Annotated in this window: 22 protein-coding genes; 8 read left to right on the top strand and 14 right to left on the bottom strand. The window is 41.7% G+C overall.

The genetic code is table 11. From position 1 onward, the window contains the following. Positions 1 to 125: 125 nt before the first annotated feature. Positions 126 to 629: a DUF1993 domain-containing protein gene (locus tag EHS15_RS09970; protein WP_135760418.1), complete on the bottom strand. Its 504-nt coding sequence runs from the start codon at positions 627 to 629 to the stop codon at positions 126 to 128. 50 nt (positions 630 to 679) lie between these two features. Continuing rightward, on the bottom strand, positions 680 to 1,852 hold the full coding sequence (locus EHS15_RS09965) for a DUF3095 domain-containing protein (protein WP_135760417.1): 1,173 nt from the start codon (positions 1,850 to 1,852) through the stop codon (positions 680 to 682). An 83-nt stretch (positions 1,853 to 1,935) separates the two neighbouring features. Between EHS15_RS09965 and nagZ the strand changes: the two genes are divergently transcribed. After that, complete coding sequence (nagZ, locus tag EHS15_RS09960; protein ID WP_135760416.1) at positions 1,936 to 3,702, top strand: beta-N-acetylhexosaminidase; 1,767 nt, start codon at positions 1,936 to 1,938, stop codon at positions 3,700 to 3,702. A 46-nt stretch (positions 3,703 to 3,748) separates the two neighbouring features. On the opposite strand, the gene EHS15_RS19380 is transcribed toward nagZ, so the two are convergent. Further along, the gene (locus EHS15_RS19380) at positions 3,749 to 4,258 is read right to left on the bottom strand and encodes a hypothetical protein (RefSeq protein ID WP_246052050.1); all 510 of its coding nucleotides are present in this window, start codon (positions 4,256 to 4,258) and stop codon (positions 3,749 to 3,751) included. Beyond that, positions 4,242 to 5,189, bottom strand: coding sequence for a hypothetical protein (locus EHS15_RS09950; RefSeq protein ID WP_342775516.1), 948 nt, complete (start codon positions 5,187 to 5,189; stop codon positions 4,242 to 4,244). Before EHS15_RS09950 ends, EHS15_RS19380 begins: the two co-directional genes overlap by 17 nt. Positions 5,190 to 5,427: 238 nt before the next feature. On the opposite strand from EHS15_RS09950, the gene murA reads away from it, so the two are divergent. From murA to EHS15_RS09925, 5 genes are all read left to right on the top strand, one after another. Continuing rightward, on the top strand, positions 5,428 to 6,732 hold the full coding sequence (murA, locus tag EHS15_RS09945; protein WP_135760414.1) for a UDP-N-acetylglucosamine 1-carboxyvinyltransferase: 1,305 nt from the start codon (positions 5,428 to 5,430) through the stop codon (positions 6,730 to 6,732). Positions 6,733 to 6,921: 189 nt separating this feature from the next. Beyond that, positions 6,922 to 7,404: a 4Fe-4S dicluster domain-containing protein gene (locus EHS15_RS09940; protein ID WP_246052048.1), complete on the top strand. Its 483-nt coding sequence runs from the start codon at positions 6,922 to 6,924 to the stop codon at positions 7,402 to 7,404. Positions 7,405 to 7,644: 240 nt separating this feature from the next. Then, a complete protein-coding gene (locus EHS15_RS09935) occupies positions 7,645 to 7,959 on the top strand; it encodes an LIC10235 family protein (RefSeq protein WP_109020270.1) in 315 nt (104 codons plus the stop codon). A 177-nt stretch (positions 7,960 to 8,136) separates the two neighbouring features. Continuing rightward, positions 8,137 to 8,922 carry a hypothetical protein gene (locus tag EHS15_RS09930; RefSeq protein WP_135760412.1) on the top strand — a complete coding sequence of 262 codons (786 nt, stop codon included), beginning with the start codon at positions 8,137 to 8,139 and terminating at the stop codon, positions 8,920 to 8,922. A gap of 202 nt (positions 8,923 to 9,124) precedes the next feature. Beyond that, positions 9,125 to 10,489, top strand: a complete 1,365-nt coding sequence (locus EHS15_RS09925; protein WP_135760411.1) for a FliI/YscN family ATPase — start codon at positions 9,125 to 9,127, stop codon at positions 10,487 to 10,489. Between the two features lies 1 nt (position 10,490). Here the strand turns inward: EHS15_RS09925 and EHS15_RS09920 are convergent, their stop codons facing one another. Beyond that, the gene (locus tag EHS15_RS09920; protein ID WP_135760410.1) at positions 10,491 to 13,655 is read right to left on the bottom strand and encodes a SpoIIE family protein phosphatase; all 3,165 of its coding nucleotides are present in this window, start codon (positions 13,653 to 13,655) and stop codon (positions 10,491 to 10,493) included. Positions 13,656 to 13,728: 73 nt separating this feature from the next. On the opposite strand from EHS15_RS09920, the gene fliJ reads away from it, so the two are divergent. Beyond that, complete coding sequence (fliJ, locus tag EHS15_RS09915; RefSeq protein ID WP_135760409.1) at positions 13,729 to 14,325, top strand: flagellar export protein FliJ; 597 nt, start codon at positions 13,729 to 13,731, stop codon at positions 14,323 to 14,325. Positions 14,326 to 14,328: 3 nt separating this feature from the next. Then, positions 14,329 to 14,988: a periplasmic-type flagellar collar protein FlbB gene (locus EHS15_RS09910; protein WP_135760408.1), complete on the top strand. Its 660-nt coding sequence runs from the start codon at positions 14,329 to 14,331 to the stop codon at positions 14,986 to 14,988. Here the strand turns inward: EHS15_RS09910 and gmk are convergent. The 9 genes from gmk to flhF form a co-directional block, all read right to left on the bottom strand. After that, positions 14,940 to 15,539 (bottom strand): guanylate kinase, encoded by a 600-nt coding sequence (gene gmk / locus EHS15_RS09905; protein ID WP_135760407.1) that lies wholly within the window; start codon positions 15,537 to 15,539, stop codon positions 14,940 to 14,942. The two genes, EHS15_RS09910 and gmk, sit on opposite strands and share 49 nt — an antisense overlap. After that, entirely contained in the window at positions 15,536 to 15,820 is a 285-nt protein-coding gene (locus tag EHS15_RS09900; protein ID WP_135760406.1) for a DUF370 domain-containing protein, read from the bottom strand. The genes gmk and EHS15_RS09900 overlap by 4 nt, the downstream gene beginning before the upstream one ends. A 12-nt stretch (positions 15,821 to 15,832) precedes the next feature. Next, on the bottom strand, positions 15,833 to 16,783 hold the full coding sequence (locus EHS15_RS09895; protein WP_135760405.1) for a hypothetical protein: 951 nt from the start codon (positions 16,781 to 16,783) through the stop codon (positions 15,833 to 15,835). Positions 16,784 to 16,835: 52 nt separating this feature from the next. Then, on the bottom strand, positions 16,836 to 17,123 hold the full coding sequence (locus EHS15_RS09890; RefSeq protein WP_135760404.1) for a hypothetical protein: 288 nt from the start codon (positions 17,121 to 17,123) through the stop codon (positions 16,836 to 16,838). 11 nt (positions 17,124 to 17,134) lie between these two features. Next, positions 17,135 to 19,129 carry a FapA family protein gene (locus EHS15_RS09885; protein WP_135760403.1) on the bottom strand — a complete coding sequence of 665 codons (1,995 nt, stop codon included), beginning with the start codon at positions 19,127 to 19,129 and terminating at the stop codon, positions 17,135 to 17,137. A gap of 6 nt (positions 19,130 to 19,135) precedes the next feature. Beyond that, positions 19,136 to 19,936, bottom strand: a complete 801-nt coding sequence (gene whiG, locus EHS15_RS09880; RefSeq protein ID WP_135760402.1) for an RNA polymerase sigma factor WhiG — start codon at positions 19,934 to 19,936, stop codon at positions 19,136 to 19,138. Positions 19,937 to 20,041: 105 nt separating this feature from the next. After that, complete coding sequence (locus EHS15_RS09875; protein WP_135760401.1) at positions 20,042 to 20,518, bottom strand: hypothetical protein; 477 nt, start codon at positions 20,516 to 20,518, stop codon at positions 20,042 to 20,044. A 5-nt stretch (positions 20,519 to 20,523) separates the two neighbouring features. After that, positions 20,524 to 21,447 (bottom strand): MinD/ParA family protein, encoded by a 924-nt coding sequence (locus EHS15_RS09870; protein WP_135760400.1) that lies wholly within the window; start codon positions 21,445 to 21,447, stop codon positions 20,524 to 20,526. 41 nt (positions 21,448 to 21,488) lie between these two features. Next, entirely contained in the window at positions 21,489 to 22,844 is a 1,356-nt protein-coding gene (gene flhF / locus EHS15_RS09865; RefSeq protein WP_135760399.1) for a flagellar biosynthesis GTPase FlhF, read from the bottom strand. Positions 22,845 to 22,931 lie beyond the last annotated feature (87 nt).

Genomic DNA, 22,931 nt, shown 5'->3' with positions numbered 1-22,931 from the left:
TATAACTCTAGTAGTTTCCCGCAAGGCTTAGAGTACGAAATGTTCGATGGAACAGCTCTAAAAATAAATTATTGTTTTTATACCTGTAGTAATAATGCCTACAGGTATTTTATTGTACTATCTGTTTATTCAAAAGGCATAACGCCTAAATAATCCTTTTTGCCTAAATCAATCAGATTATGACGCAGAATAGAATAAGCAGTTGTAATATGAAAGTAAAAATTAGGAATCAAATGATGAATGGCATATACCTCACCTGACAAACGTTTTCCTTCCCACCAAGGAAGGGAAATTTGCAGAGTTTTCACATCCTTAAAATCTTGCTCGGAAAAATCGGCAAGATAAGAAAGAACTTCTCCGATTCGTTTCTGAAGTTCCGGAAGAGTTTTTTCGTTATCTTCATGTTTCGGAGCAGTCTTTCCGGTTAGGCGGGCTACACCGATTTTCGCATTATCACATGCGATTTGAATTTGTTTTGTTAAATCAAACTGATCTGGTGCCAATCTTGCGGAGAGAAGAGAGTTAAAATCGATTTTTTTAGCTTCTGCAGTTGAAGCCGATTTATCTAAAAAAGCACTTAAATTCCTTAACATCTTGGCAAACTGCAACGCAGTCATTTCATAGATCATTCCATTACCCCTTTTGTCCAAGGAATTGGCCGATGTCTACGATTCAAGAGCTAAATCTTTTGTTTCATCTTCTGCTTCAATTCTTTGGCGGCCAATGCAAATCCTCCGTCGGCGCCATCCACAAAATGCACCTCCTGGGAAGATCCAACTTTTAAGATACAAGTCATTAGAGAACGGTTGGAGATATGCATCCCGTACAGAATCTTTTCCTGATGCGAAAGATCGTCTAAGTATTCCCGCAATGCCAGTCTGTTCTCCTTTGTTCCGCTGATGACCATTTTTAAGGTTCCATCGTATTTTCTAAAGTCAGCAGATAATACTTGATATTCTTTCAACCGGTCCAATCGATAATGAAAGGATCGGAAAGGAATTTTAAACCGGATGAAACAGTCTACCGCAACTCTTTCGAACCAAATCTTCATCAAACGAAATAAATATCCGATCCCTTTTCTGCCTCCGCTATGTGCCAAAGCTTCCTTTTTTAGATTGGGACCGTTATCGAGAAATAATTGTTTTGTGGCAACGGGATGATAGTCCTCTTCTTCTCCGAATTCGGTGCGGATGAAATTCAAAACTCTGGAAATCAATTTGGCGGAAGTTTCATAGTCCGTAGACTCCGGACGTATGATGAGAGAAATCACCTCTCCTTTTTCGCTGGGAATATCTTTCCAACGACAGGTGAATCCTGTAAAATCGGCATCCGTAATTTTCTCTGTTTCCCGAACTAAAAACGATTCATCCTCTTCCGATTTGATCCAAGATTCGGCAAGACTCAAACCGTCTCCGTAAATGGAACATTGGTTATAATGAGTAGATGCTTCGAATTTACTCAAATACAGTTTAGCTCCGTGTTTATATAATTCCTGCACGGGAACGATCCCTGCCTTCATTTCCAAATCGAAACCGGCTCTTACTTTTCCGATCGTATCCGCAATGGCGGAACGTATTGGAAATAAATAAGTGATAGGAAGTAAAAAACTGACTCCATCTCCCCCGAAGACAAAAGGGAAATCCATATGTCCGTAAACATTGGCAACAGCTATGGCAGTGAGTCCGCCCGCGGTATTCACATCCTTATACCTACCGCTTTCAATCGCTTTCGTTGAACCTACGATATCTGTGATAAGAACGAACCAGTCATCCGGAACGGGCAAAAAACCGTTTTGGTCGAATACGGAACGAAAATCGGGACTCGCTTCCAAGGTTTGATAAAAATCATCCACGAGAGTTTAGACGAAAACGAGAGAACGATCTAAGCAATTTTCTTTCTTGTCATTAGGAACCGACTACCGATCTTAGAAGAGACATGAATCAAATTTTACTTCGCCTTATCTTTTCCATCTTTCTGGTTATGGGATTCATAGGTTCCTCCTACTTTTTCAATTTTTATATTACGGAACTTCGTGCGGAAGAAAGAGATACCTGGCTGGAAAATAAATCCTGGGAAATCACGGACAGGATGACTGAGGAAGAATTGGTGGGGCAAACCATCCATATTGCAATTCCCTCCAAAACGGTCGATGCGGTCGCCCTGGAAGAGATTCGCAAAACGAAGCCGGGAGGGATCATTCTTTTCGGCAAAAATCTGGGAAAAAAAGAAGAAATCATCTCTCTTACAACTAACCTACAAAAGACGGCTACTGCGGAAGGACTTCCCCCTTTTCTTATCTCTACGGATCAGGAAGGAGGAAGGGTTTTCCGAGTGAAGGACGGAATCACCGAATACCCCGGCGCCATGGCTGTAGGACAAACGGGCAAAGAAGAATGGGGAAAGACAGTAGGTTTTGTGACTTCCTACGAATTGAGACAGTTAGGAATCAATTTTTTATTCGCACCAATATTAGATATCAATAATAATCCACTCAACCCTGTAATCAATACACGTTCTTTCGGTTCGGATGTGAATCGAGTTTCCAATGTTGCAGTTGCTTATGAACAAGGTGCCAGACAAGGAGGAGCTCTTCCCGTCATCAAACATTTCCCCGGACACGGAGATACGAATGTGGACAGTCATTTGGGATTGCCAGTCATCAAAAAAACCTTGGAAGAATTAGAAACCTTAGAACTAGTTCCATTCAAAAAAGCGATCGATTCTGGTGCGGAAGCAGTGATGACCGCTCATATCGTCTATCCTTTGATAGACGAAAAATATCCTGCAACTCTCTCTAAAAAAATACTCAACGGAGTTTTGAGAGAAAAACTGAAATTTCAAGGAATCATCATCACGGATGCGATGGAGATGCATGCCATTTCCAAAAATTACGAAAAAGACAGACCTGGAGTTTTGGCTTTGCAGGCAGGAGCAAACATAGTGCTTCTCACTAGCTGGGGAGAAACTGCAAGAAACTTCAAAGAACAACTATTAGATGCTTATAGAAAAGGAGACTTTCATTCTAAGGAAGCTTCCGGTAAGGAAAGAAATATCTTAAAGGAAGCGGTTCAAAAACAGATCCGAAAAAAATTAGAAATGAGTTTGTATTCTTCCGATTCCATCTCTCCTGAAATTTATTCCGAAAATCAAAACTTGAAGGAATATCTTGCAGGCAAAGAAGAAGAAAGAAGATTGAAGATGAAAGAACTTCTCCTTTCCGGCAAACATCTTTCTCAAATCAATTCGGATTCAATCCGAGCGTTTCCTTCCGCTTATCTGCCCAAGGAGAATAAAAAATCATCTTCCGTATCTGCGATCAAAAACCCTCATCTTAGAAAAGTTTTGGAAACAAAAGGAATTTCTCAAACAAACCTAAAACAATTAACGAAACTTTTGGCAAAACCTGAAATTACACATGTTCTGATCGATTCCAGTTCAGAGAAAGAAATTGAGACAGTGGCAGCTTTGGCAAAAAAATACAAAAACAAAGAATTCGTGATTTTGCATGGAGGGACTCCTTTCATCCAACTTCCCACCTTGCCTAACTTGAATTATCTCCTTTCCTTTTCTCTCACTTCAGGATCTTGGGAAGCATTGGGGGAAACTTATCTCTCAGGGAAAGAAATTCCGAAAGTGGATTTGATCCTTCTTCCTAAAAATGCAAAAACCCCTTCGAAAGGGGCTTTTCCGGAAAGATTATAGCGATAGAGCACCTAACCTGTCTTAAGTTAGGTGTTCAGCGATTGCATTATTTCCATTGGCAGGAAGTTAAGTCAACCTTATAGAAACTCCAAGGAATATGTGCGTGTTTTGCGTTTTTATCTTCCACTAAATCGAAAGTGGTCGCTTCATTCGAAATTCGATCGAAATAAAGAAAAAACGGTTTTTGTTTCATTTGGGTTCTTTTAGGACAAAGGCCCACTCCTTCCGATTTCAAAAAAGAAAAAGAAGTTCCCAAATCGTCTTGGAACAACATTCCTTCTTTCAGAACACAAACCTTTTTGCTTTCCTTTGTATATAATCTTAGTTTGGTGTCCTTTTCAGTGATGCATACCTGATCTAAAACAACAACATTCATAAATTCCTGATGCAATTCGCAACATCCGGATGTAGGAAGAAGACTGCGAGTGACTACTGCTGCAGGTTTTTCTTCCACAGGGGTTTCCGTTGCAGGTTCCGGTTGTTTCGGTGCAGTGGTAGTACATTGAAATGCGACAACCAGACAAAAAAGAACAAAAAGACTATGTAAGAATTTCACGAGTTCCTCCTCGTTTTTTAATTTCTTCGTAGATGGATTTCCTAGAAGCCTCGTCAGCATCCACAAACCTGAGCAAAAATAAATCCCCTTTTTGTTTCACTGGAAAGATTTTTCCTCTCAATTCGAAATTAGCTCCTCCAGGAAAACCGAAATGCACTTCCCAAAGATCTTGAGCTTTCCAAATCTCAGGAGAGATATGATCCGGAAGTTCGAAGGTAATCCCACGATCTGAGATTCTTTCCGAAAGCGCAGTAAAACTTTTCGCTACATCAGGGAACTTAAATTTATCGTCATCATGGGCAGACTGTTCTTTGGAAATTTTTTTCAAAAGTTCCAATTGTTTGTCCACATTCTCTTCAAATAGAACCAATTTATTTCGATCCAACTCGATAGATTCTTTTTCAGGATCTTTGGGAGGCCAAGGGGAAATCGTCAGGGAATATTTTGCCACAAGCATCAGATGGGCTTCCCCTTTTTTTTCGATCACACCGTCGTAGTGAAATACGACTCCGTTGTTGTTCAATCGAGTGATCGTTCCGTGTATCAAATAACCGCCGCTACTCGGTCTAAATACGTATAAATTAGCGACTTTTCCAGGGACAAAAAAATCCTTAGAAAGAGCTTTCGAGGATAAGAGCAGATCTTCCTGCGTTTTTTGCATAACATAGGTTAATTCTTCTCTTCCGTCGGCTTCCAATGCGGAAACTTCTCCCACGCTGATATCGTCCAGACTGGAAATTTCTTTCTTATGATCCGCACTGGAACGAAATAATTTATCGAATAAATTTACTTCTTTTTCCGTAGGATTTCCCGTAGATTTCATAAAATAGCGGTAAAGTGCGTTTTTCAGCTTAGGTCGATTTTCAGGATGAAGGTATAGTTGTACATCTTCCTGAGTTAAACTGTCGTAGAAAGATTTGAGAATATTCATTTCTACCTGGTTGCACTTCCTTGCCAGTGCGAATTTCTGAAAATCATGCCAATAATTGACGACATTTGATTGTTTCCTTTGCAGAAAATTCATAAACTGAACATAGCAAAAAGCCGCCAAACCCAGTAAAAACAGGTAAAAAAAATAGATTGTGTCGAATTTTGGAAAAATCCAAACTTGTGCCAAGAATTCCATAAATTACTTTTCCTCTCAATTGCCCCACGTTCCATGGAAGTAAGTGAGCTCTTCCTATTTCAAAATTATCGGAAAAAACCCTCTCCACGGAACAATCGTTCCACAGGGGAATAAAAATGAAGCCCTTCCCCTCTTAGGCGCCCTACTCCTCTGGGAAGAAGACGTCGTTTTGGAAAATCTTCCTCAAATAGCCGACGTTTTAAAGCTCATGGAAGTTTTAAAACATATTGGAGTGGAGATAACTCCATTAGATACCCATGGCTCGTACCTTTTCCATAAAAAAACAAAAGTAAAATCAGATCTTCCTTACGAACTATGTTCCCAGCTGAGGGGAGCTGTCACTCTCGCAGGGCCCATCTTAGCCCGTACAGGTAGAGTTTTTCTCCCCAAACCGGGAGGAGACAAGATCGGACGCAGAAGGATGGACACTCATCTTCTCGCATTGGAAGCGCTAGGCGCAAAAATAGAAGTATTTCCCGACGGATACGAAATCACAGCAGACAGACTGATCGGTAAAGACATTCTTTTGGACGAAGCTTCCGTCACTGCTACGGAAAATGCGGTGATGGCTGCCGTTTTTGCGGAAGGAACAACTATCATCCGCAATGCGGCCTGCGAACCGCATGTGCAAGGACTTTGTCGCTTTTTAAATCAAGCGGGAGCCAATATTTCCGGCATCGGAACGAACCTCCTTCAAATCATTGGAGTCAGCGGACTCTCTTCTCCGAACGGCCGCCTGACTCACAGAATCGGTTCCGACTACTTGGAAATAGGCTCTTTTATCAGCTTAGCAGCTGTTACCGGGGGAGAAATCATGATCCGTGATGTAAACCCGGAAGACATTCGAATGATTCGAATGGTATATTCCAGATTGGGAATTGAAGTGCGCCCCGTAGAAGGAGGGATTTTGGTTCCTTCCGATCAGAAATTGGAAATCATTCCAGACTACCACGGCGCCACTCCTAAAATCGACGATGCGCCTTGGCCTGGATTTCCTGCGGATATGACTTCTGTCGCTTTAGTGACCGCAACTCAGTGCAAAGGAACCGTGCTCATTCATGAAAAGTTGTTCGAATCCAGACTTTTCTTCGTGGACAACATCATTGCGATGGGAGCTCAAATCATTCTTTGTGATCCCCATAGAGCAATTGTTATCGGGGCTTCCCGCCTCTACGGACAAAGAGTCGCAAGTCCCGACATTCGTGCAGGGATGGCAATGATCATCGCAGCACTATGCGCGGAAGGAACAAGCGAAATTCATAATATAGTTCAAATCGATCGAGGATTCGAATCGATAGACACAAGACTCAGATCTTTAGGAGCTCAAATAGAAAGAGTCCCTAATTAAATGAAAAGAAAAGACCTATTTCGAGAAGGATTTAAATCCGTCTTTCAATTCGCCTTCGAAAAAACGGACGATTTGACGGAAACGATTCGAGAAGTATGGTCGGAAGAGAAAAAGCAAGAAAAGAAAAAGAAGAACAAAGAAAAACTTCCGCCTAAAAAAAGAAAGGCGGTCACAAAAAGAAAATCCAGATTGTTCAAAACTCTTTCGCTACCTCCAGGCGCAACGAAAGATTTTTTCAATTTATGTACCGGTTGCAATGAATGTGTTTTTGCCTGCCCTTACACCGCCTTATTCCCTGTTACACCAGAGAAAGAAAACAAAACATTTCCTTTCCTTGATCCTAACGCAAAATCTTGCCATCTTTGTTCTGATTGGCCGTGCATTGCAGTGTGCCCTGAAAATGCTTTAGTAGGATATGATGTATCCGAAACAAAACCTAAATTCGGAAAAGCAAAAGGGATTTATGATCACTGCATCAATCAGAAAACAGGCAACAAAACTTGTGAAGCCTGCTTTTCGGCCTGTCCTGTTGAAAAAACTGTAAATTTTAGAGGAAATTTGCCTATTTTTTCAAGTTCTAGCTGCACAGGATGCGGACTTTGCGTCGAAGTTTGCCCCAGCTTCCCAAAAGCAATCAGAATAGACGTTTTAAATCATAATAACTTTGATTAAAGATAATCATCACACCTATTCATTGTTTCACTAGCACTATCTGAAACATAATTTTTTGACAATTCTACATAGTAAAACAAGCAATAGATACTGAAATGTCCGCATTACATCAAAAAAACGTTATTCGAGGAAAAAAAAAGTTGAAATATTTTAACTAAAGCAAACATAATCTGTATTAGAGCTTGAGAAAGCTTTGTCTGACAAATAAAATCTAGATTTTTTAAAAAGGAAAAGAAAGCTATGGAACCACTTAAAGTAGGCCCAGGACAAATCGACAAAATCGCGGATGATCTAAAAAAAGATCCGGAAAAATCAATCGGAAACTATTTATTTAAAGGTTTCCGCATTCAAATTTCCAAATACAAAGCTTCTGGCGCTGAGAGAGTTCAACAACTTTACAAAAGAAGAAGAGCACAAGGTCTTTGTATCGTTTGCGGAACTAAAGTTTCTCGCAAGAACCCGCTTACAGGTAAATTGTACAGATTATGTGATGAGCACCGCGCTCAAATCGATCAAAAGAACAAAGAAAAAGCAAAAGCAAAAAAAGGTAAATAAGCCTAGTTTTTTGTTCCGCTTAAGAAGGGGATTCTTTGAATCCCCTTTTTTTTAACCGAAATAAACGTAGTTTTTTCTTTGCAATCTTACCTGAAACGGGTTAGTCTAATACGCATGAAAAAAAGTCTGCTTTGCCTTTTTGCCTTTCCCTTATTTTCCTTCTGGAACTGCTCTCAAATGATTTGGAAAGAAACAAATCTCACTCCGGACATCTCTCCCTCCGATCAACCGAATACTGTTGCGATTTTGGAAGTTTTTTATGAAGAAAAGTCTTCTTGGAATCCTCTCAATGGAACTACAGATAAAAGAAATTATAGAACTAAGATCGATCTAGTCCGTTTCCAACAAACTTCTTCCGACAAAATTCAAAGTTGGGAAATTCCTTCTTGGGCTTTGGCTGAGTCTGCATTTTATCATAACGAAAGTGGAACCCTATTCGTGCTTCATGGTAAAAACGACCAATACGGAACTTTGGAACAAAGACTTTCCATCTATCCTAAATCCCAAGCTGCTTATTCTTATCCTGCAGCACCAGAAAATCTGATTTTATTTCAAATCGCTCCTTCGCCTAACGCAGAATCTGTAGCACTCATCACTGCCAATACGAATACAAATTGGGAATTTTCTGAATTTGAACTTCGTATTTTAAATACGAAATCCGGGTTAGTGGCAAGTTATCCTCTCAGCTTCTGGACAGCATTGCCGATGTACGGAATGAGATGGGCCAAAGATAGCGAGACTCTTTATGTGAGAACGCCTGACAAAGTTTTGGCTTTGGCGAAAGGTAAACTTACGGAGGCAAAATCATTTCCGAATTGTTTCACTCCATCCACTACTTACGGAAAAAATGCGTATGCGGAATCTTTTGTAGAGGGAGACAAACCTTACAAAATCAAGTTGGGAAAAAAATTATCTGAGCCTAAAATGATCAGCAAATTGGACGAAATTGAGGTGTGCCGGTAGGGGGTGTGAATCTTTAGGTCCCCACCCTCATTGGGTGGGGCTTTCCGCCCGCCACCCAATGGCTCCCTTCTACAGGATCTTCCCGTGGGAGGGGAGTTCTTTTCCTTTTTGAGGAAATTTTTTACATTTCTTTTCACTTTTTTGCCATTTACCAAATCGCTTGCTTTTATTATGTCACATTCTGTAATTTACTTATCCGGCCATGATCGAAAAAAAGTTCACCGAACACATAGACGCCATTTCGAAATACTTGAATGTCGTCGAAAAAATCGAACCGATTCGCAAGAGCGGTGTCGTCGTTTCGGTCGTGGGCAACGTCATTTATTCACAAGGTCCTCCCGATTCCAAAATCGGTGAGATCTTAGAAGTAGAAAGAGGCAGTGACAAAGGTTATTTGGCGTGTGTTTTGGTCGGCTTCAAAGACCATCTCTACACCTTAATGCCTTTAGGTGACACACAAGAAATATTTCCTCATGCTTTTGTTTTTTCTTCCGGCAGAAAGATTATGCTCAATGCCGGTGACGAACTTTTAGGAAGAGTTTTGAACGGATTGGGAAAACCGATTGATAACAAAGGTTTGCTGATCACAAAAGAAGAACGTGCTTCCGAACCTAAATTTTTGAATCCTCTCGATCGCCCCCCTATTTCGGAAATTCTAGAAACTGGAGTAAGAGCCATCGACGGAATGTTGACCGTAGGAAGAGGCCAAAGAGTGGGGATCTTTTCAGGCTCGGGAGTCGGTAAATCCAGTCTCCTAGGAATGATCGCCCGTTATACGAATGCGGATGTAAACGTTGTCGCTCTCATCGGGGAAAGGGGAAGAGAGGTAAACGAATTCCTGAATGTGGAATTGGGAAAGGAAGCACTTTTGCGTTCCGTGGTTTTCGTATCCACATCGGATTCCTCGAAAATGGAACAGGTAAGCTGTGCCAATTTAGCCTGTTCCGCTGCGGAATACTTTAGAGACAAAGGTTTGTCCGTGAATCTTTATATGGACTCTTTGACACGTTATGCGGAGGCACTTAGAGAACTTTCCATAGGAGAACCGATCGTCTCGAAAGGATACGCATCGAGCGTATTCACAAAAATGGCGAAGCTAGTGGAAAGAGCGGGAACTTCACATAATGGAGGTTCTATTACAGGTTTTTATACCATACTAACGGATGCTGAAGACGATATGGACGATATCGTCGCCGATAAGGTAAGAGGTTTCATCGACGGTCACATCGTACTCACTCGTAAACTTGCGGAAAGAAGCCACTATCCTGCGATCGACGTCCCGGCGTCCTTATCCAGATTGATGCAAAAGATAGTGGGTGATGATCATTATATGCACTCTTCTTTGGTTCGCGAATTGATTTCCAAATACAAAAGTTCGGAAGATATCATCTTACTCAATGCCTATACGAGAGGAGCCGATCCTAAGATCGATATGGCCATCGATAAAAAATCAGCAATTGATGATTACCTAGTGCAAAGAATCGAAGAGAAGTCCAATTATAACGAGTCCGTAAACAAACTCGCACAAATCCTCAGCACACCTTCCCGATCGGAAGACGACTTTTAAATCATTCAATATCTACAATGACAAGAGTCACATCGTCGTCGGGAGACTTTCTTCCCGTAAACGTTTTGATATGATTCAAAAGTTTGGACTTAGCTTCCGACAAAGAAACGAATCTCGTCTGTGCGACGATATTTTGCCAATTTTCCTGACCTAACATTTCTTTTGTGGAATTCGATGCTTCCGTGATTCCATCCGTATATAAAACCAAACGATCCCCGGAACGAATCTTTAAAACCTCTTCCTTGATATCTAATTCAGGAATCCAACCGATCAATTTGCCCGGAGGCAAACTGAGAAAAGAAGACTCATCGTTTTTATGGGTCAAGATCAAAGGTAAATGACCGCATCTGGCATGGATCATCTGTTTTTTTTCCAAATCGATATATACGTAACTTGCAGTAAGAAAAGCTCCCTTCGTTTTCCCAAGTAAGGTGGTATTGATCTGCGACAATAAAGCGGCAGGTTCTTTCGCCAATCTCACCTGTGTGGAAAATGCGATTTTCAGCATGGCGGAAACCAATGCTGCAGGAATTCCATGACCGGAAACGTCCGCAATCATCACTCCCAGCTCCGTAGGAGATATCTCGTGAAAGTCAAAAAAATCTCCCCCCACACTGTCCATAGGTTCGTAATAAAAATCGGCTTTGAGTCCAGTCATTTCCGGGGCGGATTCGGGAAGGATCGAACTTTGCAGTTTACGGGCGACCCCTAATTCATTCTGAAAGGCGATGAATTTATTCTGTTCTTCCACTGCCTTTTTCAGCGTGATTAAATTTTTCGCTCTGGAAATTAACTCTCGTTTATCGAACGGCTTTACAAGATAGTCGTTCCCTCCCGCTTCCAATGCGGTGACAATATCCGTGATCTGATTTTTCGCCGTCAAAAACAAGATAGGTAACTGATACAAACTGTACGATTCCCGGATCACGGAACATACGTCATATCCGCTCATCCCTGGCATCATAATATCCAGAAGCATCAACTCAAACGGTCCTTCGTCTCGGATCAATTGAATCGCTTCTCCTCCGTTGGAGGCTTCTGTTACATCACATCCGATCAAACGAAGATGGTTTTTTAAAACCTGTCGATTGATCGGTTCATCATCTACGATGAGCACCTTCACATGATTTTTCCGCATCTCTTCCAAATCTTCGTCTTCGATGGGGGTGAGTAAATCGGGGTTTTCTTGTAAGAACCAATGAGAAAGTTTTTTCGTATTTTCTCTTTCCAAGGGGATCTCCCCTTCTCTGGCCAGAGGAAGAGTGAAATAAAACACGGAACCTTCCCCGAGTACGGACTCCACCCAGATGGAACCGCCGTGCAATTCCACAAGCCTTTTCGTGATGGCAAGACCGAGTCCTGTTCCACCAAACTGACGTGTGGTGGAAGAATCCACCTGCTCGAAAGATTGGAATATATCGTGGAACTTATCTTTGGGAATTCCTAACCCAGTGTCGGAAACTGAGAATTTAGCGGTTTTATCCTGCACCACCGCACTCAATTCGATTTTTCCTTTTTCCGTAAACTTAATGGCATTCCCAATCAGATTAAAAAGTATCTGCTGGATTCTTGCTTCATCTCCCAAAACGGGAGGAAAATCCAAAGGGATTTGATTTCTTACCTGAAGACTTTTCGTGGTATATAAAGGCCTAGATACTACCAGAACGAAATCGGAGATTTGATGCATATCTACGGATTTTAGATCCAGATCCAAATCTCTATTTTTCATTTTGGAAAAATCCAAGATATCGTCGACTAAAGAAGAAAGACGTTTCCCTGATCCTATGATCATTCCTAAATTTTGTCTCTGTTCGAAATTCAAACTGCCGCCAATTCCATCAAACATGGATTCGGCGATCCCTATGATACCGTTCAAAGGAGTTTTCAATTCATGGGAAGTATTCGCCAAAAACTCGTCCTTTAATTTATCCAAAACCATCAATCTTTTCGATAAAGATTCTACGTCGGAAAAAGCTTTGCTGAATCTGCGGGACAAAGTCAAAGACTGTAAAAGTATAAAAAGAAAGATTCCGATCGGAACCGCTTCGATGGAGAATAATATTTGATAGGCGTTGAGGACATCGATCAAAGCGGCAAAAGCCATACACAAAAGACCAAGGGCGAACAAAAAACTACCTTCTCTTTTGTCCCAAACCGCACGCAAAATTCCCTGCAGAACGAAACCGATCCCGAAAAATAAAACCACATTAAAATAAGCGTTTAACGAAGTGAAGGTCTCAGGATTTACGAAAATAAGTAGGCTTATAAAAAACAAAGTAGGTAGAAGAAAGGTCCACTTCATCCACTTAGGATAATAATAAGGATAAAACTCTTTGAAAAATGCGAAAAAGAGATAAGGGGAAAGATAAAAAGTCAAATATTCGACTCGAAGACAGAAACCCCAACCTAACCAAGGCTCAACTTCATTGAAACCGAATCGATCTCCCGTAAACAATGTCCGAATGCTTAATATAAACGCAGCCAGACCGAACAAAAAGTTACCTTTGTCTTCCCTCCTCCAGTAAAAAAGTCCGAAATGATACAAAGCAATGATGAATACGGCTCCTGCAAGAAAAAGAGAAGACGCCAAATTTCGATCCAACTCCGCATTCAGTTTTTCCCATTCTCCGAAAAGAGGAGGTTCCCACATCCCCCCTTTCGCATGATGAAAATTAGAAACATGGAATAGGATTTCGTTCTTACCCTCTTTCCAAAAAATGGGGACAGTGCGAAATCGATAGGAAGGAATAGAAAGTTCCTTCTCTGAAGAAGGTCGACCCGATTCTGCGGCCAATGCCCCGTTCCAGTAAAAACGGAAGGAAGTTGCCATGTCAGGGATGCGGATTCCGTAAGGGGTTTTCTTTTCCCAAATATCCTTAGGTGCAACTAATACGAGTCTGTAGGTTCCATAACCTTCCGCTCCTCCGAATTCTGAGTTCCAAATTCCAGGAACCTCTAAAAAAACAGGTTCGATTGAGTGGGTTTCTCCCGGCTGTAAAAAACGATTCGGATAAAACTCCCATTTCCCTTCCAGATGTACGGGATCTCCCCCGCTCTTTTCCACGATTTCGGAAGGAGAGGCGGATAAACCGGTCAGTGAAAACCAGAAACAAAGGATCCAAAATCGAAACGGCGATTCCTTGCTAATGATGCGGAAGTTTTTCATCTCTGGTCATTTTTTTACTAATCCGACTAAAAAAGAGTACAAAAAAAATTCCAAAAGAGAGAAATAGACGGTAGTGAAACGATTTCGATTCAGCTTAGAAACTGTTTTAAAACTTCGGGAATGGCGGGAAGAGGAAGAGATCAAAAGACTTTCCATAGTCGTTTCGGAGCTGAATTCCCTCTTCGCTGAACGTGAATTTAACGAAAAAGAAATCGCAAGATCCTATCAAGAGATCGAATCCAGTGCCAAGGTAGGAACTAGCCTTTCCGATTATCTTTCCATCGAAAGATATATCCAAGGTTTGATGAAACAAAACGAAGAACTCGGGCACAGTATAGAGAGAAAGAACGAAGAAGTAAACTTAGTTCGTCAAGATGTGTTAGTCGCAAGAAAAGACAAAAAAGTCATAGAAGTTCTGAAAGAAAACAGGTTCAATGAATGGAAAAAAAAGAGAAACAGAGCGGAACGAAAAGAAATGGAAGAATACAATGCGAGCATACTCGCTTCCCATTCCTATTTCGATTCTTTGGAATCGACAGGACCTAAGGCTCAAAAAATTCCTAAAACATTCAAAATTCTGAATAGAGAAGACGGCGGCGACGAATTGACCAGCGATTTTAAAAACTTAAGAGACTTTTACGAAAAATATTATATGGGACAAGGTAAATAACCAATGGCAAGCGTTACCGATAAAACTAGATCCTTCTTTTTGATTTTATTGATTTTCTTTTTGATCGCAATCGGTTTTTTCATCTTCGATTATTTTCAAGTCATCAATGCGGAAGATTATTTCTCTTTTCTCAAAAGACAACCTGGCTTCGTGAACCAAGACCTTCTTTCTCCTACGGAACTGGAGAAACTGGAAATGGAAAAAGCAAAGGAACGTTTGGTGGCGGACAAAGAGGAATTGGAAAAACTAAAGCTCGAATTGGAATCCGCAAAATCCTCGTTAGCAACCGATAAGGAAAGGTTGGAAGAATTAAAGGAAGGAATCCAAAGAAAAGAAAAAGAAATGGCGGAAAAAGCCAAACGGGAATCTGCAAGAGCGGAAAAAGTAAAAGTGCTCGCAAACAAGGTTGCGAACATGCCTCCTGAATCGGCAAGAGACATGCTCATCAACTGGCCGGATTACGATATCATAGAAGTTTTCGAACAGATGGACAAAGATGCGGAAGAGGAAGGAAGACCTACGATCACCACCTACCTTCTTACGTTATTTCCTGCGGAAAGAAGATCCGTGATTTCGAATAAATGGCTGGATGCCAGCGCTAGAAACGTGCCTGGTTACGGTAAATCTTTGGACGATGAAGACAACGAACCGAAATCGGAATAAATCACGGCTTTCACTTCTTTAATCGCTTTGGTGAGTTCGTCGTTCACGATAACATAATCAAAGCTAGGTGCTTCTTCCAGTTCACTTAAACCGTTTTCGATTCTTTTTTCTATGCTTTGTTTCGAATCGGTTCCTCTTTTGATCAATCTTTCGATCCAAATCTCCTGACTAGGAGGCTGAATGAAAATACTGACGGACTCGGGACGAAGCTTTTTTACGATTCTGGCTCCCTGCACGTCGATATCCAAAAGAACGACTTTGTTCTGCTCCAATGCGGAAAGAATGGGGGATTTAGGAGTTCCGTAATAGTTTCCATGCACCAAAGCCCATTCGTAAAAATCATCTTCTTCGATTCTTTTTTTGAATTCTTCCACGGTTAGGAAATGATACGATTTTCCGACAGTATCTCCCGGACGAGGATCTCTAGTGGTGCAGGAAACTGAAAAATAAAAATCAGGATGATCTTTCAGAATTTGGCTGATGATCGTCGATTTTCCTCCGCCCGCTACGGAAGAAATGATATATAGATTCGGAACGGGAGAGAGGGTCATACTTCCTCGTCCTCCTCTTCTTTTCCGAAACTATTGTCTCCGTTTTCCAGACGTTTGGTGAGACTTTCCGGGCGAATGGCGGAAAGTACGATGTGTCCGGAATCTAAAACGAGAATGGATCTTGTTTTTCTACCGCCGGTCGCATCGATCAGCCTTGCACCTTCTTTTGCATCCGTACGCAAACGTTTTGCTCCCGCAGATTCAGCTTGTAAAATCGCCAGAATCTTGGAAGCAAATACTACATTGGAAAACCCGACATTTAAGACGGGAGAAGACGACATGAATACAAAATACTAAATTCTTCTGGATCGATCAAGCCTAATCGTTTCTATCAAATGAATTTCATGAATGCCTATATTCATCACGTCAGAGATATCTTCATGTTTGTATCCTTTTTTCAAAAGATGCACTACCTTATCGATTTTCCCTGTGCTGGCAGGAAGTTCTTCCAAAGCGGACTCAAGTGAAAGATGAATTTGATCAGAAACATTCTTTTGATGTGCCGCATACGCAGGATCATTCGCATAGGAAACTTGAGTGAGAAATTCCCTTCTGGTTTTACCATCCGTATTTTCATCTCGAATGATCGTAGAATGGGATTTTTCTTCAGAGAAAGGATCTCCTCCTACCGTATAATCCGTTTTAGGTTTATAAACGGGAAGTTCCACTCCTCCGATCGCTTCGTCGGAAGGAGTCATCATTCCATCCATACCGAAAATACCTTTCACTGCCTTTCCTAATTTACCGAACACTTGGTTCACGGTTCCTTCCGTAGTCAAAGCGGAATCCAAACTGCGGAATTGATTCGCCTGATACACCTGTCCGATGCCCGTTCTTTGTTCTTTCAGCAAAGAAGCCGCTTCTTGTGTTTCTTCCTTTACGGTTTCTTTCGCTTGGGAAAGTTCCTTTTCCAAAGAAAGACCCATCTCCGCATAAGAATGACTTTCGTTTACTTCTTGTTTGGTGAAAAGTTTTTCGTCAGCACGGGAATTTTGATAATGTTTGAATTCCTTTGCGATGAGTTCCGCTTTTTCGATCATGTTGCGAAGCGCTGCCAATCGGGATTCGATGACTCCTACAGTTGCATCCAATTCCTTGATCGTCTCTGCCGTCGCCATATCGATGGCGCGATTTAATTTTTTATCATAATATTCTGATACTGCTTTTTGCACTTTTGCGGAAACCAAGACATACATCACGGCACCGAACAAAAAGTTGATGAGAACTAAAGAAAAAAGCTCCATTTTTTTGTCTCCAGTGGAACATTTCCAACAACATTCCGGAAGCTAAATGAAGTTATGCTTTTGAATCGAAAAAGGAACCCTTGTTTTCCGATGCGTATGATTTTTCCACGCCTTTCCTAGAGTAAGAAACCAATTCTTCTTTTTCTTGTTTTGGTTTTAGACCCGTCCCGGAGGCGGAAGGTTTGGATTCAGGAACCGTTTGCGCCCTAACTTGGCTGGTGATGGCCGCTTTTTGCAGTTCCACTACCTGGTTCTGATGAGTAAAGGGTGTCTCCACTTGAGCTCGCTTTGCGATTTCGAAGTGGTGGGTGTTGCTTGCAAATGTTTCGTTCAGAATCATGGTCGGCTCCCCTACTGATTCTTAGTTTTACCACGACCTCGTTTTTTTCTCCAGTCATTTTTATCTTCGTCCGGATCTTCGTAATTCGTGCTGCGCACCTGCCCGTCTTCCTCGAAAAAAGTTTTTGCCTTAGTTTCGTGGCGCAGTTTAAAATCGGCATTTCGAATGCGGATGGTTACACCGGGGAATATCGTTTTTTCCACGGAAACACGACCACTGGCAGCTTGTTCGTCCATATAAGCGATGAGGGTCTGTATTTCTTTGTCGTATTCTGCGATTCGTTTTTCCAGTTTTTTGGTCCCTGCTACCAATTTCTGAAGATGAGCTTCGTTTTCAGGAGAGAAGCTGGCAGGATCCGCCTCTTTTCTTGCCTTCAACGTTCTCATCGTTTTAGTCAACTGATCCAGCTTTTCCTGGTTTTCGTTTTTCTTCTCTTCGTATTCGCTGATCTGTTTTAGGATTTTAGGATTGTTACCTACGATCAAATCGGTTTGAGGGTTGGCTTGCGAACCGAGAACTTTGGCGGAAATCAATTGGGCAGCTTGGATGGTTCCTCCCACAATCTGTCCTCTTTTTCCTTTGCAGCTGATCTTTCCACCAGCCATCAAATGAGAATGCAAAATCCCTTCTTGCACGATGATGTCTTTCTCTGTGATGACTGTGGCGTTCTGAATGAACTTAGCAACGATGTTCCCTCCTGTGGATTCGATCCTTGCTTCTTCCCTTCCGGTCACACCTTGTCTTACGATGATATCACCATCGGCTTCCACCACAGCCTTTTGTACGGTTCCGTAAATTTCGATATTGCCCGCAGCCTTCACAGAATAATTATCTTCCACGTTTCCGGTAATGATGATGGAACCTAGGAAAGTCACATTTCCTGTACGAACTCCTACATCTCCGTTGATACGATAAACCGTTTCTACGGAAAGTCTTCCTGCCGCATAGAGAACTTGTCCGTTCACTTCCGCAGTGAGTCTCATTTTATCTTCAGAGAGAATGGTTCCTTTTCCTTGTTTGAGTTCCGTATCGGAGCCGTCTTTGGCAGGAAGAACCATTCCGAATAAATTTCTTCCTAGCTTGCCTTTCTCTGCGGGAATCTTTTCTGCGAGAAGCTGACCTACGACTACGTTTTCGATCATATCTAAATCTTTGTAGTCGACTCTTCCCGATTGATCTTCTTTAAAATTGATTTTCTTTTCCGTGCGAACGTAATAACGGATCTCCGCATTTTTTCCGTTCACAGGATAATCGCCTTCGGCACCAACGAATTGAACGTTTGTTTTGTCCTCGTCTAACGCCTTCTTAATTTCATCTTCTTTCAGCCCGTAAGCGATTCCCATATTTTTGAGAGAAACGACAATGTCGTTCACTTCCAAGTCCCTTCCTCCCGGTCTTGCCGGGAAAATCGTGACGAAAGCTTCCATTTGATCGCTTCCGATCTCTATATGACAACTGGAATCGTTTCCTTGTTTCGGTTTTTGATTGGAGATTAAAACAGGCTGCGCTTTCGCTTCTTTGATGATTTTACCTAGAAGATTTTGATCTACTCCCGCAACGCCTCTGAAAGAAAGTCTTTTGGAAACATCTGCCAAACTGACGGGATTCCCTTCACCTAATGGAGGATATACCGTAAGGAAAACACCCGTTTTGTAAATTTTAACGGAAAGACGACCGTCTTTGTTTTTAGGAGCCACTAGATCTTTCAAATCTTTGGATACCAGTTTCCCGCTACCGCCTGTGAGGCGTTCATCGAGGGCACTCAATTCTTCTAAGATCAAATCTTCCGGGATGATGGAAGCTCGGATATGGAATGGTTCTGAAAAGAATAATCTTTTTTTGCCTCTTTTGAGGACTACATAATCCAACTCATGGATTTTTTTACCGAAATGAGCGCTGGCAAGAGCCAAACATTCTTCAATCGAGTCGGCGATGACTTCGACTTGTTCTTTTTCTTTTCTTTCGAACTCTCCCAGTTCCTGTGTGAGAAACTCAGTAAGAGACATGTAGGATTACCGTTTTTGGATGGCGGACTTAACTTTGGAAAGTTTACTTCTGAGCCTTGCGACCGCCTTCGTATGGAGTTGTGAAATGCGGGATTCAGTAACTTCCAGCACCTCGCCTATCTCTTTTAAGGTGAGATCTTCATAATAATAAAGCACGATTACTTTTTTTTCTTTTTCAGGAAGGCCTTTGATGGCATCTACGATCACGTTTTTGATTTCTTCTTTTTCGATGATATTGTCCGGGTTCATATTCATCGGAGATTCCAAAGTTTCCATAAAAGAAACTTCATCGTTCTCATCTCCTAAGAACCAAATATCATTGAGAGAAACCAGAGAGGTTCCTGAAAGTTTAGAAAGAAGGGAATTGTATTCTTCCATCGAAACTCCGAGCTCTTTTGCGATCTCTTCGTCTTCGACTTTTTTACCTTCTTTATTTTCCAACATGGCAATGATGGATTCCAATTGTTTCGCTTTTTGGCGGATGGATCTAGGGATCCAATCGACTGATCGAAGTTCGTCGAAGATGGAACCTCGGATACGGGTCATCGCATAGGTTTTGAATTTAATTTCGCGGGAAGGATCGAATTTTTCAATAGCGTCTAACAGACCGAAAACGCCATAACTTACCAAATCCTCAAATTCAACATTTTGAGGCATACCGATCGCAATTCTACCGGCTACGTGTTTTACTAAAGGAGAGTATTTTTCGACAAGGTAACTTCGGATTTCGGCATTTTTGCTGACTCGATACTGTTTCCAGAGATCTGTCTCGTCGAATTGATTGTATTTGTCTAGCAATCTGGACATAATTGGCCGGGTACCCGGAAACTCTTTACTTTATAGAAAAAATCGTATAGAAACGAAAATTACAAGAGCAATTTTTTTCTTATGTCCTATAAAATGGATAAATTTTTATCCTTCTTGGGGATCGTCCTTAGCCAACATGGTTCGGATGGCTTCTGCCATCAATTTAGGCTCATTTTTGATGGCAATTTTATCAACTATGATATGATCTCCGAATTTACCCGATTTTGCCATTGCTAGTTTGGCATCCATCGCAGGATCTCCTGCGGCAGTCTGAACTCCGAAGTCATCTCCGGATACAGAACCCGATTCGGAACCTGAAGCAAAAGAACCACCTTCTTCTCCTTCATAATCCCCTTCGGAGGACCCGAATCCACCGAGTGAAATTCCTTGTAAAAATTCCAAAAACTCAGGGACTTTTTTTTCTAGAACGGTATAAACACCGAATCCCAAACCGCCAAAAGCAAGAGTAGAGATAGCGGAGACAAACAATATGTATGTGATTCTATTTCCGACTAAAAAGCCGCAGACGGTGCTGATGAGAGTACCGAGGATTGCAAATCCGACAAGGAATCCTAACTGCAAGGGATTTAACCTTCTTCTTCCATTTGTTTTTCCAATTCTTTCTCTTTGAAGTCCACAAAGCTGAAGAATTTTTTAAAGAACCCGGTAAGACCTTCGTCATCGGAAAAACTTCCTTCCGTTTGGAGAAGAGTGTGAGTGATTCGAGTCAAACAAGCGGCCGCTTTCGATCGAGAAGCATTGAGAATGAAAGGCTTTTGTTCTCGAATGGATTTTTCCACTTCTTCGTCTTGGAAGATAAATCCCAAGTTCTCTACTTGCACTTCCAAAAATTGGCCGGAGATATCGATGACTCGGTCCGCCACTTTTTTTCCTTCGATCGCGCTTCGCACACGATTCACAATGATCTTCAAGTTTTTATCTTTGGATTGGGAAACGATGGATTTGATAAGACCGTAGGAGTCGGTGATGGAAGTCGGCTCCGGTGTGGTAACTACCACAACTTCGTCCGCAGGCATAACTAAGCCGATGACATTGGCGGAGATTCCGGCACCCGTATCGATGATCATAATGTCGTAACGATCTAGATCGGCAAAACCTTTGATGAGATTATTTCTTTGGGTTTCATTCAGGTTCGCCAGCTGGGAATATCCGGACGCACCTGCAATGATATCCACTCCTTCGGGAGTAGATATGATGATATCTTTTAAGGACTTATGTCCTTTGACTACATGATAAAGATTGTATTTGGGAATGATTCCCAGAAGGACGTTTACGTTGGCAAGACCCAAGTCCCCGTCGAAGATCAAAACCTTTAGGCCGGTTTTAGCGATGGCGATGGCAAGGTTTACGGAAACAGTGCTCTTCCCTACCCCGCCTTTTCCGGAGGCTACAGCAATGATCTTTGTCTTTTTCTGAGCCTCAGAAGAGGGAACTAATTTTAAACCAGTATTACTTTCTGTTAGCTTTCTTAGATTTGCCGCTTGGTCCATTGTTTAGCCATTCCCCAGTCACACAGGGATAGCTAAACCGATCAAGTCTTGTCGAAGACCTCGCCCGCTATCCCTTTCAATTTTTCAGGGTAAATCACACACTCTGCAAGAAGTTTTTTCGATGCATTTAATATATCGAAAGGAACATCCTGCCCAACGCTTAAGAATGCGAATTCCCTATGAATAGTATCGGCTAATTCAATCATAGAACCTAAAAATTCTGCTTCATCCAGCTTAGTTAATAAAATTCTTTTGTATCCGATCTGCTCGTAAGCTTTCGCAACAGACAACGCATTCTGGGGAGATACGGTTCCGGAAAGAACCAAGATGTTTTCCAGGTAATCTTTCTCACCGAAGGCTTGGTAAAATTCCTTTAATTTCAGGATATTATCTAAGTTTTTATGGGAGTATCCCGCAGTGTCTACCAGAATGAGTTCGGATCCGTCACGGGCAACCGCCTCTTTCAATTTTCTCACATCTTTGGCTGCATAAAAAGGCATACCCATCGCATCCGCATAAAACTTCAACTGGTCGATTGCCGCAATACGGTAGTTATCTGTTGTGTATAGGGAAACTTTTTTCCCCATATGAAGAGAATACTTAGCTGCCAATTTTGCGATCGAAGTCGTTTTTCCTGCGCCTGTGGGTCCTACAAAGAAGATGACTTTTCTTTTTCCTCGGGGGGTTCCGCTGAAAAGATCTGAATCTATGGAAATGCGATCTTCCAAAAGAGAAGCTGCTTTTTCGCAAACAGTTCCGTATTTGGAAGCGTCTACGGAAGACAGATGGGTTTCCAAAAGGGAAGTGATTTCTTCTACATAGGAGTCACTCATTCCTTCCTGTTTCAATCGTCCCATCAATTTATCGATATTAGGTGATCTTTTGGGAACGGAAGGAATTTCTTTGAAAATCGGGGGTTTTTCGTGGATTTCAGGAACATTTCCTAAGGAAATTCCGATCGGTTCTTCTCTTGGAGTTTCATAAGGCTCATAAGGTTGCAGTTCGGATTCGTAGGATTCGAAAGAATCACGATCCAAAGTGGCAGTTACTTCCTTTCTTTCTGAAATTCGTTTTCTTCTTTCCGAGAAAGGACGAACGGTTTCAATCGTGCGCACCGGTTTTTTCTCGGAAGAAACAGCCGTAACTTCTGTTTTTTGTTTTTGTTTGATGAGTTCTTTCAGGTCTTTGAGTTTTTTCTCAATTCGATCTTTGGAGTTTTGTTTTTCGGGGATGCCTACATCGATTTCATACATCTTGCTGGCCAGAAGTCCGGTTCCGAACAAACCGCCTTCCGTAGTGACACGTTGGTCATAGATATGAGCCTCCGGCCCATACTTCATTTTCATTTGCATGATGCAATCTTGCAGATCTTTGCCTCGGATTTTGACAAAATCCATCCTGAATACTCCCTAAATCCCCCGGATTTGTTGAAAATTTATGATTAGGCCTTATTTTGTACAGTCTTTTTTATGAGACATAATTTT

It is taken from the genome of Leptospira idonii (assembly GCF_004770995.1).
Classification (GTDB): Bacteria; Spirochaetota; Leptospiria; order Leptospirales; family Leptospiraceae; genus Leptospira_A; species Leptospira_A idonii.
This window is presented reverse-complemented; position numbering and strand designations above follow the sequence as displayed.